The sequence below is a fragment of the Streptomyces sp. NPDC045287 genome (genome assembly GCF_056432325.1).
The window spans coordinates 437,212-449,651 of record NZ_JBWKJG010000004.1; the positions used below are offsets into that span (position 1 = coordinate 437,212).

Below are 12,440 nucleotides of genomic sequence, written 5' to 3' on the forward strand. Positions count from 1 at the left end.
ACATGGAGCGTAAAACGTCCGGTGCCGATCGTGCCATGCGGTCGCGGCGGTTAGGGTCGCAGGGACGTCATGCGAGGAGGACTTACGGGATGCTGCGCCTGGGACGACGCGAATTCGACGCGCACGAGCCGGTGGTCATGGCCATCGTGAACCGGACCCCGGACTCCTTCTACGACCAGGGGGCCACCTTCCACGACGAGCCCGCCCTCGCCCGGGTCGAGCAGGCCGTGGCCGAGGGCGCGGCGATCATCGACGTCGGCGGGGTGAAGGCGGGGCCCGGCGAGGAGGTCGACGCCGAGGAGGAGGCGCGGCGCACGGTCGGTTTCGTGGCGGAGGTGCGGCGGCGCCACCCCGACGTGGTGATCAGCGTCGACACCTGGCGGCACGAGGTCGGCGAGGCCGTGTGCGAGGCCGGGGCGGACCTGCTGAACGACGCGTGGGGCGGCGTCGACCCGAAGCTCGCGGAGGTCGCGGCGCGGTACGGGGCGGGGCTCGTGTGCACCCACGCGGGCGGCGCCGAGCCGCGGACGCGTCCGCACCGGGTCGCGTACGACGACGTGATGGCGGACATCCTGCGCGTGACGGTCGGGCTGGCCGAGCGTGCCGTGGCGCTGGGCGTGCCGCGGGAGTCGGTGCTGATCGACCCGGGGCACGACTTCGGGAAGAACACCCGGCACTCGCTGGAGGCGACGCGGCGGCTCGGGGAGATGGTGGAGACGGGGTGGCCGGTGCTGGTGTCCCTGTCGAACAAGGACTTCGTGGGGGAGACGCTGGACCGGCCGGTGAAGGAGCGGGTGATCGGGACGCTGGCGACGACGGCGGTGTCGGCGTGGCTGGGGGCCCAGGTGTACCGGGTGCACGAGGTCGCCGAGACGCGGCAGGTGCTGGACATGGTGGCGTCCATCGCGGGGCACCGCGAACCCGCCGTCGCCCGGCGGGGGCTGGCGTGACCGGTCGGGCCGCGCCGGCCCCGCGCCGGGCGACGGTGCTCAGCGGCCTGCTTCCTTGCTGACCAGGGCCACCGCCTCGTCCACGTCGTCGGTCACGTGAAAGAGCATCAGGTCGCGTTCGGCGGCCTTGCCCTGGGCGATGACCGTGTCGCGCAGCCAGTCGACCAGGCCCGACCAGTACTCCGTGCCGAACAGGACGATCGGGAAGCGGGTGACCTTGCGGGTCTGGACGAGGGTCAGGGCCTCGAACAGCTCGTCCAGCGTGCCCAGGCCGCCCGGCAGGACGACGAACCCCTGGGCGTACTTCACGAACATCGTCTTCCGCACGAAGAAGTAGCGGAAGTTGATGCCGATGTCGACGTGCGGGTTCAGGCCCTGCTCGAAGGGCAGCTCGATGCCGAGGCCGACCGAGACGCCCCTCGCCTCCCGCGCGCCCTTGTTCGCGGCCTCCATCGCGCCCGGTCCGCCGCCCGTGATGACCGCGAAGCCCGCCTCGACGAGAGCCCTGCCGAGCTTCACCCCGGCCTCGTACTCGGGCGTGCCCGCCGGGGTGCGGGCCGAGCCGAAGACGCTGATCGCGGAGGGCAGTTCGGCGAGCGCGCCGAAGCCCTCGACGAACTCGGACTGGATCCGCATGACCCGCCAGGGGTCGGTGTGGACCCACTCCGCGTCACCCGCCGTGTCCAGGAGCCGCTGATCGGCGGTTCCGGGCTGCACCTGCTCCCGGCGGCGGAGCACCGGGCCCAGCCGCTGCTCCGCCCGTGCACGCCCTCCCTCGACCTCGGGGTTCCCCATGATCTGCTCCCTCCGCTGAACATCTTTTGCTGGGGTCAGCGTAGGGCGGGACATGTGAAGAGTGGCGAAATCGCGGTTGTCAGGCAGTGAGCCAGTCGTACAGGCGCCGTTCGCAGTGGGTGATCCGGTCGACCACGACGTGCTCGTCCCGCTTGTGCGCGAAGAGGGGGTTGCCCGGCCCGTAGTTGACCGCGGGCACGCCGAGCGCGCTGAAGCGGGCCACGTCGGTCCAGCCGAACTTGGGGTGGGCGGTGCCGCCGACCGCCTCCATGAACGCCGCCGCGGCCGGGTGGGAGAGGCCGGGCAGGGCGCCGCCGGCGTGGTCGTCGACGACGAACTCGTCCACGCCGCAGTCGGCGAACACCTCCCGCACGTGCTTCTCCGCCTCCTGCGGGGTGCGGTCGGGGGCGTAGCGGAAGTTCACGACGACGGTGCACTCGTCGGGGATGACGTTGGTGGCGACGCCGCCGGTGATGCCGACGGCGTTGAGGCCCTCGTGGTACTCCAGGCCGTCGATGACCGGGCGGCGCGGCTCGTACGAGGCGAGGCGGGCCAGGACGGGGGCGGCGGCGTGGATGGCGTTGGAGCCCATCCAGGAGCGGGCCGAGTGGGCGCGCTCGCCCTTCAGGGTGAGGCCGACGCGCAGGGTGCCCTGGCAACCGCCCTCGACCTGGCCGTCGGACGGCTCCAGCAGGACGGCGAAGTCGCCCGCGAGCCAGTCGGGGTGGGCGGCGGCCACATGTCCGAGGCCGTTGAGGTGGGCGGCGACCTCCTCGTTGTCGTAGAAGACGAACGTCAGGTCGCGGTTGGGCTCGGGAACGGTCGCGGCGATGCGGAGTTGGACGGCCACACCGGACTTCATGTCGGATGTGCCGCAGCCCCACAGGACGCCGTTCTCGTCCAGCCGGGAGGGGACGTTGTCGGCGATCGGCACGGTGTCGATGTGTCCGGCGAGGACGACCCGCTCGGCGCGGCCGAGGTGGGTGCGGGCGACGACGTTGTTGCCGTACCGGTCGACGGTGAGGTGGGGAAGGGCGCGCAGGGCCTGCTCGATGGCGTCCGCGAGCGGCTTCTCGGTGCCGCTGACGGAGGGGAAGTCGACCAGTGCGGCGGTGAGCGCGGGGCCGTCCAGCGTGAGGTCCAGAGCGGCGTGGAGGGGCGCTTCGGGCGTGGAATCGGGCATGTGCCGACCTTATCCCGGCCCCCTAGTACGGTTGGTTGCGTGTCCGAATCCGCCGCCCCCTCCCCCCGCCCCCGCCGCGGTCGCCGAGTCCGGGTCGCGGCGTCGTTCGCCGTCCTGCTGGCCGTCGCCGGTTACGTGGCGCTGCGGTACGAGTCGGGCGGCGGCGGTACGCCGCGGTGCGTGGTCGGCAGCGGCAGCCACACGTACGCCCTCTCCCCCGAGCAGGCGGCGAACGCCGCGACGATCTCCGCCGTGGGCACCACGCGCGGCATGCCCGAGCGGGCGGTGACGATCGCGCTGGCGACCGCGCTGCAGGAGTCGGCGCTGCGCAACATCGACTACGGCGACCGGGATTCGCTGGGGCTGTTCCAGCAGCGGCCGTCGCAGGGCTGGGGCACGGCCGAGCAGATCATGGACCCGGTGTACTCGGCGGGCGTCTTCTACGACCGGCTGGCGGAGGTGCCGGGGTACTCGCGGTTGCCGCTGACGGTGGCCGCGCAGCGCGTGCAGCGCAGCGGCTTCCCGCAGGCGTACGCGAAGCACGAGCCCGACGCGGCGCTGCTGGCGGCGGCGCTGACCGGGCGTTCGGCGGCGTCGCTGACGTGCACGCCGACGCGCGGGCCGCGGCCCGGGGACGCGCGGCGGGTGCGGGGCGAGCTGGTGCGGGCGTTCGGTGCGGGGGTGCTCGGCGCGGCGCCGGAGGACTCCGGCGACGGCAAGGGGGGCGGCGCGCCCGGCGGGTCGACGCCCGGCCGGACCGCGTCCCCGGACCCGGCGCCGGGGGGCGGCTCCCGCACGGTGGTGGTTCCCGTGCCCGCCCGGGCGGACTCCGCCGGCCCGGCGGGCGGCGCGTCGGACGGCGCGGCGCGGCGCGGCTGGGAGCTGGCGCAGTGGGCGGTGGCGCGGGCGGAGGCGCTGGGCGTGGTGGAGGTCTCGTACGCGGGCCGCGTGTGGAGCGTGCGGGAGGCCGACGAGGGGTGGCGTACGGCGGGGCCCGGCGCGGGAGCGGGAACGGCCGGGGTCGTCATCGAGGTCGCGGAGTAGGAACCGCAGGGCGACGTCACATAGTAGTCGACTCTTCTCGCAGAGTAATCTCGGCGCGCTCGGCCGACATTCGGCCAGCCGTCCGGGAACCCGCCTGATCGGGTTACTTCCCCCCTCCCGCACCCCGTCCCCGCCGGAGAGGGGGGCCACCGCCGGGCCGGTGCGCCCTCCCCCGGGAGAACCTGCGAAGGAACGATTCCGCACGCCCTCCCGAAGACTTTTGTTTGCCCGGTTTTGGGAGGAGCGGGCCCTCCGGCGCATTGCCAACTCTTTACCCGGGGCCACCGCAACCTCCCCCGCCCTCCGAGCGGTTGTCACAGCGTCCGATCGTCGGACAGGCATCACAACCACACGACCTCTTCCCCGTCGAAGGAGCATCATGTCCCTCCCCCTGACCCGCCGGATCGCCAGTGCCGCGCTGCTCACCGCAGCGGGAGCGGCCTCCGTGGTCGGTGCGGCCGGCTCCGCGAGCGCCGTGGACCTCCCCCAGACCACCGACCTCACCGGCGGCGTCACCGCCCTCGACACCGCGCGGATCACCGACACGGCCGGCACCGCCTCGCAGAAGGTCACGGACCTCGCGGGCGGCGACACCGCCGAGAAGGCCGTCCCGGCCGCGGGCCGGGCCCTCGGCACGACGACCGAGAACGCCGTACCGACCGCCCGCGAGGCCACCGGCGACGTCACGCGCGACGCGGGCGCCCTCGTCGACGGCACCACCGGGAACGACCTGCCGGGCGGCGCCCTCCTCGGCGGCCTGCCGGTCTCCTCCCCGCTCGGCTGACCCCGCGCCCGCACGCACGGAAGGGCCCGGTTCGCGTCACGCGAACCGGGCCCTTCCCGTCACCGCCCGCGGGCGGGGCCGGCCGTCAGCCGAGGCGCTTGACCGCCGCGGCGACCCGCTCGTCCGTCGCCGTGAACGCGACCCGGACGAACCGCTCCCCCGCCGTGCCGTAGAAGTCGCCCGGCGCGACCAGGACGCCCAGGTCCGCCAGGTACCCGACGGTGTCCCAGCAGGACTCGTCGCGGGTGGCCCACAGGTAGAGGCTGGCCTCGCTGTGCTCGATGCGGAAGCCGTGCGCCACCAGCGCCGTCCGCAGCGCGGCCCGCCGCTGCGCGTACCGCTCGCGCTGCTCGCGCACGTGGGCGTCGTCGCCCAGCGCCACGACCGTCGCCGCCTGCACCGGGGCGGGCGCCATCATGCCGCTGTGCCGACGGATCTGGAGCAGCTCGCCCAGCACGGCCGCGTCACCCGCGACGAACGCGGCCCGGTAGCCGGCCAGGTTGGAGCGCTTGGACAGGGAGTGGACGGCGACGATCCCCTCGTACGAACCGCCGCACACGTCCGCGTGCAGCACGGAGACCGGGTCGGCCTCCCAGCCCAGCTCCAGGTAGCACTCGTCGCTGAAGACCAGCACGCCGTGCTCGCGGGCCCAGGCGACGACACGGGTCAGCTCGTCCTTCGCGAGGACCCGGCCCGTCGGGTTGGACGGCGTGTTCAGCCACAGCAGCCGCAGCCCATCCGGGTCCAGCTCGGTCGGGTCGTCGTACACGACCGGAACGGCCCCGGCGAGGCGGGCACCGACCTCGTACGTCGGATAGGCGAGCCGCGGGTAGGCGACTTTGTCGCCCGGGCCGATGCCCAGCTGCGTCGGCAGCCACGCCACCAGCTCCTTGGAGCCGACGACCGGCAGCACGTTGGTGTGCGCGACGCCGCGGGCGCCGAGCCGGCGCTCGCACCAGCCGGCGATCGCGTCGCGCAGGGCCTGCGTCCCCCAGACCGTGGGATAGCCGGGCGAGTCGGCCGCCTCGACCAGGGCCCGCTGGATCAGCTCGGGCACGGGGTCCACCGGGGTGCCGACCGACAGGTCGACGATGCCGTCGGGGTGGGCCGCGGCCGTCTTCTTGTACGGCTCCAGCTTGTCCCACGGGAAGACGGGGAGGCGGGAGGAGACTCCGGACACGGTGCTCACTTTCTCGTGGGTGCGACGCTCGGGCGCGCCGCGGGCACGAACGCCGCGGCCCCGTACGGCGGAAGGGCCGTACGGGACCGGCGGCGCGGGATAAGCGATCAGCCGTTCTGCGGCGGCAGGGCGGCGATGAAGGGGTGGTCGCGCTCGATCAGGCCGAGCTTGGAGGCACCACCGGGCGAGCCGAGCTCGTCGAAGAACTCGACGTTCGCCTTGTAGTAGTCCTTCCACTCCTCCGGAGTGTCGTCCTCGTAGAAGATCGCCTCGACCGGGCAGACCGGCTCACAGGCCCCGCAGTCGACGCATTCGTCCGGGTGGATGTACAAGGACCGCTGGCCCTCGTAGATGCAGTCGACGGGGCACTCCTCGATGCACGCCTTGTCCTTCACGTCGACACAAGGCTGCGCGATGACGTAGGTCACGCTGTCGTTCCTCCTTGGTAGGGCTGGCTCTGCGCGGGAGCGCGGCGTCGTCGATGCCCGCACCTAGTATCTCCGTTCTTGGAGACGATCCGAACAGGAGGGGCGGACAGAGCTGTGGAGTTCACTGCGGGCGGACGGCTTGAGGTCCGGATCACACCTTCTGACGTGGGCAAACGGGTGTCTGTCCGCCGGTTGGGCGAACCGGCCTCCGGGACGGAGACGTTCACGGACACGGTCGGGGTTCTCACATCCTGGACCGAAGGTGTGCTGTTGATCACACGACGGACCGGGGAGACCGTCCGCATCGCGGAATCGTCCCTGGTCGCGGGCAAGGTGGTGCCGCCCGCTCCGGCCCGCAGGCGCGGTCCCGCAGCGGGTTTCGAGGAGCTGGCCCGGGTCCAGGCGCGGGCCTGGCAGCCGGTGGAGAGCGAACCGCTCGGGGAGTGGACGCTGCGCGCCGCGCGCGGCTTCACCCGCCGGGCCAACTCCGCGCTCCCGCTCGGCGACCCCGGCGTGCCCCTCGACGACGCCCTCGCGCGCGTGCGGGCCTGGTACGGGGAGCGCGGCCTGCCCCCGTACGTGCAGGCCGCGACCGGTGCCGAGGGCACCCAGGAGCGGTTGTGCGCCGCCCTGGAGGAGCGGGGCTGGCGGCGCGAGGTCTCGGCGGAGGTGCGGACCGGGGGGCTCGCGCCCGTCGCCGACCTGCCCGCCGACACCGGCCGGGTGGCCCTGTCCCGCACCCCGGACCCGGCGTGGCTGCGCCGGTACCAGCGGGTGGGTGAGCCCGGCCCGCACGTGGTGCGGGTCCTGTCCGCCGGGCCTTCGGTGTGGTTCGCCTCCGTGGCCGGCGAGGGTGGGGTGCCCGCGGCGATCGGCCGGTGCGTGGTCGACGGCCGGTGGGCGGGGTTCATGGCCGTGGAGGTCGACCCGGCGCACCGGCGGCAGGGCCTCGCCCGGGCGGTGATGGCCGCGCTGGCCGCCCGCGCCCTGGAGGAGGGCGCGTCGGCCGCCTGGCTGCAGGTGGAGACGGACAACGGCGCGGCGCGCGCCCTGTACGACGGCATGGGCTTCGCGGTCCACCACCACTACCACCACTTCCGCACCTCCTGAACGGGTACGTGAGGCGTATGCGCGACCACACCGAGCCCGACCGGTGGCGGACCCGGTTCGCCGAGGCGGCCCGCGAGGAGCGGCCCGACCTGGCGGAGCTGTGCCTGCTGATCGGTGCCGTGGCGGAGCCGGAGCTGGGCGAGGCCGAGCTGGACGCCGCGGAGATCGAGCTGGACCGGCTGGCGGGGCTCCTGCCGTACGGCCCGAAGTCGCCGCACGCCTGGGTGGCGGCGCTGGCCTCGCTGCTCGGCGACCGGTACGGCTTCCACGGGACGCCCGACGACTACCGCCTCCTGGAGTCGTCGCTGCTCCACCACGTGCTGCGGCGCCGCCGGGGGCTGCCGATCCTGCTGTCGGTGGTGTGGATGGAGGTGGCGCGGCGGGCGGGCGCCCCCGTGTACGGGGTGGCGCTGCCGGGTCACTTCGTCGTCGGGTTCGGGGACCCGGGCGAGCAGGTGCTGGCGGACCCGTTCGCCGGGGGCCGGCCGCTGACCGGCGTGGACGCGGAGCTGCTGGTGGTGGGCGCCACCGGGGAGCGGCTGCAGCCGTCGATGCTGGTGCCCGCGGACCCGCTGGAGATGGTGTTGCGCATCCTGAACAACATCCGCGCCTGGGCGGCCGGGCGGCCCGAGCGCTCCGGCGTGGCGCTGTGGGCGGTGGAGTTGGCGCTGCTGCTGCCGTCGCACCCGGCGCGGCTGCGGTACGAGCGGGCGCTCCTGCTCGTCCAGCGGGGGGACTTCCTGGCGGGCGCGGCGGAGATCGACGCGTACGCGGACGTGGTCGCCGCGGTGGAGCCGGACGCCGCCGCCACCCTGCGCGCCCACGCGCGGGCGGCGCGGGCCCGGCTCAACTGACCGGCCGGCGCCCCGTGCGGGCCTGCGCGGGGCCGTTCCCCGCGCCGCCGGGCCGGGGCGCCCGCGGACGCCGCGCCCGCCGCCCGGTCGGGCCCGACCGGGCGGCGGGCCCGACCGGCACGTGCACGGTCCGGGCGACGGCGGGCCCGGGGACGCACGGCAGGACCCGGGACGTACGGCGCGGAGGGCCGGGACACACGGCGCGGAGGGCCGGGACGTACGACAGGACCCGAGGCACACAGCGGAGGGCCGGGATGCACGACGCGGAGGGCCGGGACGTACGACAGGACCCGAGGCACACAGCGGAGGGCCGGGATGCACGACGCGGAGGGCCGCCCCGCCGGTCGGCGTGGGCGGCCCTCCGCCGTACGGGCCGGTGCCTACCCCTGCGGGTCGAGCTCGATGGTGACCGTGCGCTCCGCCGCCGTCCTGCCCCGGAGGGCCTTGTGCATGGCGGAGGCCACGTCGTCCGCCGACAGCTGGTGCTTCTTGCCGTCACCCTTGGTGATCATGACGCCGTCGAAGATCCCGTCGAGGAGGCGGTCGATGGCCTCCTTGTCGTAGTACGGCTCCAGCCTCGTGCCGACCGCCTTCATGGACAGGATCTGCGGCAGCGATCGCTGGGGGCCGAACTGGATCTGCCGGCCGCCGGCCCTGATGGTGATCAGATCGGACATCGCGGGCTCGGCGAACTCCTTCATCGCCCGGTCGATCTCGGCCTGCTTGATCAGCGGCTCGCGGGTGGTCACGGGCAGCTCGACGACGTTCGCCCGGCCCGTCTCGACCTGGGCGCGGTACGCGTCCCTGACGAAGATCATCGACCGCTGGACGTCCAGCACCGTGCCGGCCTTGCCCGGTACGGGGACGGCCTTGCCCGGCTCGAACGCGATGGTGCCCTCGGTGACCGTGCCGGAGCCGCCGCCCAGACCGGCCAGGGCGACGCCCAGCTTCTCCTCGTCGACCGGGATGACCGGCTCGGCGACGCGTTCGGCGCCGAACAGGGAACCGATCACGGAGACGGGGTTGTAGTCGCTCCCGGCGGCGGCGCGGACGGTCTCCTGGCTGTCCAGGGACAGGCCCGCCTTGTCGGGGGCGAGCGTGCGGTTCCGGCCGCCGACCTCCAGCCGGAGCGGTGTGGCGGCGCGCTCGCCGAGCACGGCGTCCAGCTTCTGGACGGCCTCCTCCTTCGTGGAGCCACCGATGTCGACGCCCAGGACGGTGGTGCCCTTCGGCACGTCGGCCTGGTTGAGGAGCAGCCCCGCGCCGTAGGCGACGCCGGCGGCGACGACCACGCCCACGGCGAGGAGCACCAGCTTGGAGCGGCCCTTCTTCGCGGGGGCGGGCGCGGCGCGCGTGGCCGGCGGCGGGGTGGGCGCGGGCGCCTCGGGGGCGGGCTCGTCGAGGACCGGCGGGTACGCCTCGAACGCGCCGGGTCCGCCGGCCGCGGGGGCGGGGCCCGGCGCCGGGAACGGCGACGGCGCGGACGCCCCGCGGCCGTCCTGCGGGACGACGGGGATGCCGCTCGTGAGCGTGTCGCCCGAGACCTGGCCGGGCGGCGGCCCGGGGTGCGGCTTCTGCGGGGTGAGGATCGCGGTGTCGTCGGACATCCCGCCGCCCGGGGCGGGGGCCGGGGGGCCGGCCGCGCCGGCCGCCGGGGCGGGGGCCTCCGCGGGCGGCACCGCGGCGGTGCCGAAGGCGGGGCCCGTCGTCGGGCCGGAGGGGGCGCCGGGCGCGTCCGAGAAGTACGGCAGGCCCGGGGCGCCGACGGCCGGCAGGCCCGGGGTCCGGTCCTGCGGCGGGGCCGCGGCCGTCGCGGCGTACCCGGCGCCGTCGGCGCGCGGCTCCGCGCCCGCGTTCGCACCCGCGCCGGTGTCCGGGGCCGCTTCGGCCGGGACGGCCTCGGCGGCGGGCGGCGTCGCGGCGGGGGGCGTCGCGGCGGGCGGCTTGCGCGGGGCGAACCAGTCGCTGGTCGGCTTCTCCCGCGCGGCGGCCGGCGCCGGCTCGTCCGCGTCCGGGCGGGGCGTCTGCGCCGTCCGCTCGGCGGGGCCCTCCTGCTCGGTCGCGTCCGCCGGCGCGCCCTGGCCGTCCGCCTCCACCGGCTTGCGCATGACGACCGGCGGGATGGGCCGCGAACCCGGGATGTTGATCCGGATGCGGGTGGTCAGGGTCGTTTCGGTCTTCTTCTCCTCGGGCCGCGCGGGTGCGGCGGCCCCTGACTCCTCCTGGTACTGGGGCGACCCGTACGGCGGGGTGCCCGAGGGGTACGCGGCTCCGCCACGCCCCTGGTGCCCGGAGGACGAGGTGTCAGTTTCACGACTCAAAGCAGGATCTCCCGGTTGGCTCCGCCGCCCGCTCACACACCCACGGGCGCCCGGCGGCGCGCACCACCATACTGTCCGCCGTCGCCCCGCCACCCCTCCCACGGGGGAACATCACCGGGCAATACCCCTCAAGTTCGGGCGCGCCCCTCGTCAAGTGCCCCTGCGGGCCCCCGTTGTTGCGGCAGCACGGAGAGGGTGGCGCACATCACAGCGAGCGCCATGCCGCCGAGGACGAACACCAGATCGGCCAGTCCGCCCCAGAACACCTTGTCGCCCTCGCCGCGCCCGAAGCCGACCACCACGACGGCCGCCAGCCAGCCCGCGCCGGACGACACGACGCCCGACTGGCCGCCGACGGCGCGCAGCCCCCCGTAGAAGAGGGCCGCCGTCGCCAGCAGGGCGAGCAGCAGTCCGCCGGGGAGCCAGCCGGCCTGGACGAGCGCGCCGGCCAGTCCCACGAGGACGCCCAGCAGGGCGAGCGCCGTGTGCGCCACGACCTTCACCGCGGCCCTCATGCGGCCACCCCCGCGAACAGGTCGGTCTCCCGCTCCCCCGCCGGGGCGCCGGACGCGCCCCGCGCCAGCTCGTAGTACTCGTGGACGAAGACGGGCTGCCCGAGGGCGTTGGACAGGGCGAAGAACCGGCCCTGCACGGCGATCTGCGTGGCGTGCGCGCCCATGGCGGCCGTCTTGCGGTCCGCGTACGCGGTGCCGTCGATCTCGGTGGTGACCAGCTCGTCGTCGACCACGCCCGGTACGTCCCCGATGTCGGCGATGCCGGGGAAGGTGACCCCGGTCGCGGCGCGCAGGGCGGCGAAGCCCTCCTCGGCGACCGAGCGGGGCACCCGGTTCCAGTAGATCTTCGCGATCGTGTGCGGGGCGCCCAGGTCGGGCCCGTACGCCGGGTCGGCGGCCAGTTCGGCGGCGCGCATGGCCACGCGGTGGGCCTGGATGTGGTCGGGGTGGCCGTACCCGCCGTCGGGGTCGTACGTCACCAGGACCTGGGGGCGGACCTCCCGGACGACCTCCACCAGGTGCGCCGCGGCGGCGTCCACCGGGGCGTTCCAGAAGGCGCCCTCGCGGTGGTTCTGCGGGACGCCCATCATGCCGGAGTCGCGGAAGCGCCCCGGGCCGCCGAGGAAGCGGTGGTCGGTGACGCCCAGCTCCTTCATCGCGGCGGCGAGTTCACCGACGCGGTGGGGTCCGAGCCGGTCGTCGCGGTCGGGTGCGAGATGGGCGAGGGCGGGCGGGATGACCTCGCCCTCCTCGCCCCGTGTGCAGGTCACCAGGGTGACCAGGGCGCCCTCGGCCGCGTACTTGGCCATGGTGGCGCCGTTGTTGATCGACTCGTCGTCGGGGTGCGCGTGCACCAGGAGCAGACGACGGGCGGGGAGATCCGTCATACGGACACCCTACGAGGTCGGCTCCCGGGGGGCGGCTTCTAGAACTTGAGGTTGCCGATCATGCCCGCCACGCTGGTGGTGAACTGGCTGACGGTGGGGGCGATGGAGGAGCTCGCCAGGTAGAAGCCCAGGAGCATGCAGATCACCGCGTGCCCGGTCTTCAGCCCCGATTTCCGGATGAGCAGGAAGACGACGATCGCCAGCAGCACCACCGCCGAAATCGAGAGTGCCACGGCGGTTCACCTCCATACGTGTCGGTCGGGAACGGGCAGCGCGCATGTGCCAGGAGGTTCATACCCACCTTGCGCTACGGATCATAACTTTCCGTCTCCGCACATCGATCGGTGCACGGCAGCATTGGGGGGCGCACAGCCGCTAGTTTCGGTCAC

At 74.5% G+C, this 12,440-nt stretch carries 13 protein-coding genes; 5 read left to right on the plus strand and 8 right to left on the minus strand.

The annotated features are described in order from the left end of the window. Positions 1-89: 89 nt before the first annotated feature. On the plus strand, positions 90-950 hold the full coding sequence (gene folP, locus AC07D6_RS10270) for a dihydropteroate synthase (RefSeq protein ID WP_315880693.1): 861 nt from the start codon (positions 90-92) through the stop codon (positions 948-950). 39 nt (positions 951-989) lie between these two features. Here the strand turns inward: folP and AC07D6_RS10275 are convergent, their stop codons facing one another. Together AC07D6_RS10275 and dapE are read right to left on the minus strand one after the other, a co-directional pair. Beyond that, positions 990-1,784: an LOG family protein gene (locus AC07D6_RS10275; protein ID WP_479043290.1), complete on the minus strand. Its 795-nt coding sequence runs from the start codon at positions 1,782-1,784 to the stop codon at positions 990-992. 40 nt (positions 1,785-1,824) lie between these two features. Beyond that, positions 1,825-2,928 (minus strand): succinyl-diaminopimelate desuccinylase, encoded by a 1,104-nt coding sequence (gene dapE / locus AC07D6_RS10280; protein ID WP_479043249.1) that lies wholly within the window; start codon positions 2,926-2,928, stop codon positions 1,825-1,827. Between the two features lie 39 nt (positions 2,929-2,967). Here dapE and AC07D6_RS10285 point away from each other — a divergent pair, with 39 nt between their 5' ends. Together AC07D6_RS10285 and AC07D6_RS10290 are read left to right on the plus strand one after the other, a co-directional pair. After that, entirely contained in the window at positions 2,968-3,972 is a 1,005-nt protein-coding gene (locus AC07D6_RS10285; RefSeq protein ID WP_479043251.1) for a VldE C-terminal domain-containing protein, read from the plus strand. Between the two features lie 379 nt (positions 3,973-4,351). Next, the gene (locus AC07D6_RS10290) at positions 4,352-4,756 is read left to right on the plus strand and encodes an ATP-binding protein (RefSeq protein WP_315880697.1); all 405 of its coding nucleotides are present in this window, start codon (positions 4,352-4,354) and stop codon (positions 4,754-4,756) included. Positions 4,757-4,841: 85 nt separating this feature from the next. On the opposite strand, the gene AC07D6_RS10295 is transcribed toward AC07D6_RS10290, so the two are convergent. Further along, positions 4,842-5,936, minus strand: coding sequence for a bifunctional succinyldiaminopimelate transaminase/glutamate-prephenate aminotransferase (locus AC07D6_RS10295; protein WP_315880698.1), 1,095 nt, complete (start codon positions 5,934-5,936; stop codon positions 4,842-4,844). Between the two features lie 107 nt (positions 5,937-6,043). Further along, on the minus strand, positions 6,044-6,364 hold the full coding sequence (gene fdxA, locus AC07D6_RS10300) for a ferredoxin (RefSeq protein ID WP_010474859.1): 321 nt from the start codon (positions 6,362-6,364) through the stop codon (positions 6,044-6,046). A gap of 114 nt (positions 6,365-6,478) precedes the next feature. Between fdxA and AC07D6_RS10305 the strand changes: the two genes are divergently transcribed. Both AC07D6_RS10305 and AC07D6_RS10310 read left to right on the plus strand, forming a co-directional pair. After that, on the plus strand, positions 6,479-7,474 hold the full coding sequence (locus AC07D6_RS10305; RefSeq protein ID WP_315880699.1) for a GNAT family N-acetyltransferase: 996 nt from the start codon (positions 6,479-6,481) through the stop codon (positions 7,472-7,474). 17 nt (positions 7,475-7,491) lie between these two features. Next, positions 7,492-8,328 carry a transglutaminase family protein gene (locus AC07D6_RS10310; RefSeq protein ID WP_479043252.1) on the plus strand — a complete coding sequence of 279 codons (837 nt, stop codon included), beginning with the start codon at positions 7,492-7,494 and terminating at the stop codon, positions 8,326-8,328. A 380-nt stretch (positions 8,329-8,708) separates the two neighbouring features. Here the strand turns inward: AC07D6_RS10310 and AC07D6_RS10315 are convergent, their stop codons facing one another. The 4 genes from AC07D6_RS10315 to AC07D6_RS10330 form a co-directional block, all read right to left on the minus strand. Next, a complete protein-coding gene (locus AC07D6_RS10315; protein WP_479043254.1) occupies positions 8,709-10,649 on the minus strand; it encodes a hypothetical protein in 1,941 nt (646 codons plus the stop codon). Positions 10,650-10,777: 128 nt separating this feature from the next. Further along, on the minus strand, positions 10,778-11,164 hold the full coding sequence (locus AC07D6_RS10320) for a DUF6113 family protein (protein WP_479043255.1): 387 nt from the start codon (positions 11,162-11,164) through the stop codon (positions 10,778-10,780). Next, the gene (mshB, locus tag AC07D6_RS10325) at positions 11,161-12,051 is read right to left on the minus strand and encodes an N-acetyl-1-D-myo-inositol-2-amino-2-deoxy-alpha-D-glucopyranoside deacetylase (RefSeq protein WP_479043257.1); all 891 of its coding nucleotides are present in this window, start codon (positions 12,049-12,051) and stop codon (positions 11,161-11,163) included. Before mshB ends, AC07D6_RS10320 begins: the two co-directional genes overlap by 4 nt. Positions 12,052-12,089: 38 nt before the next feature. Beyond that, positions 12,090-12,284, minus strand: coding sequence for a hypothetical protein (locus AC07D6_RS10330; RefSeq protein WP_315880704.1), 195 nt, complete (start codon positions 12,282-12,284; stop codon positions 12,090-12,092). Between the last annotated feature and the right edge of the window lie 156 nt (positions 12,285-12,440).

Bases quoted from the DNA above. Each gene is read 5' to 3' on its own strand.
- AC07D6_RS10290 (WP_315880697.1), top strand. From the start codon at position 4,352: ATGTCCCTCCCCCTGACCCGCCGGATCGCCAGTGCCGCGCTGCTCACC.
- AC07D6_RS10310 (WP_479043252.1), top strand. From the start codon at position 7,492: ATGCGCGACCACACCGAGCCCGACCGGTGGCGGACCCGGTTCGCCGAG.
- AC07D6_RS10320 (WP_479043255.1), bottom strand. From the start codon at position 11,164: ATGAGGGCCGCGGTGAAGGTCGTGGCGCACACGGCGCTCGCCCTGCTG.
- mshB (WP_479043257.1), bottom strand. From the start codon at position 12,051: ATGACGGATCTCCCCGCCCGTCGTCTGCTCCTGGTGCACGCGCACCCC.
- dapE (WP_479043249.1), bottom strand. From the start codon at position 2,928: ATGCCCGATTCCACGCCCGAAGCGCCCCTCCACGCCGCTCTGGACCTC.
- folP (WP_315880693.1), top strand. From the start codon at position 90: ATGCTGCGCCTGGGACGACGCGAATTCGACGCGCACGAGCCGGTGGTC.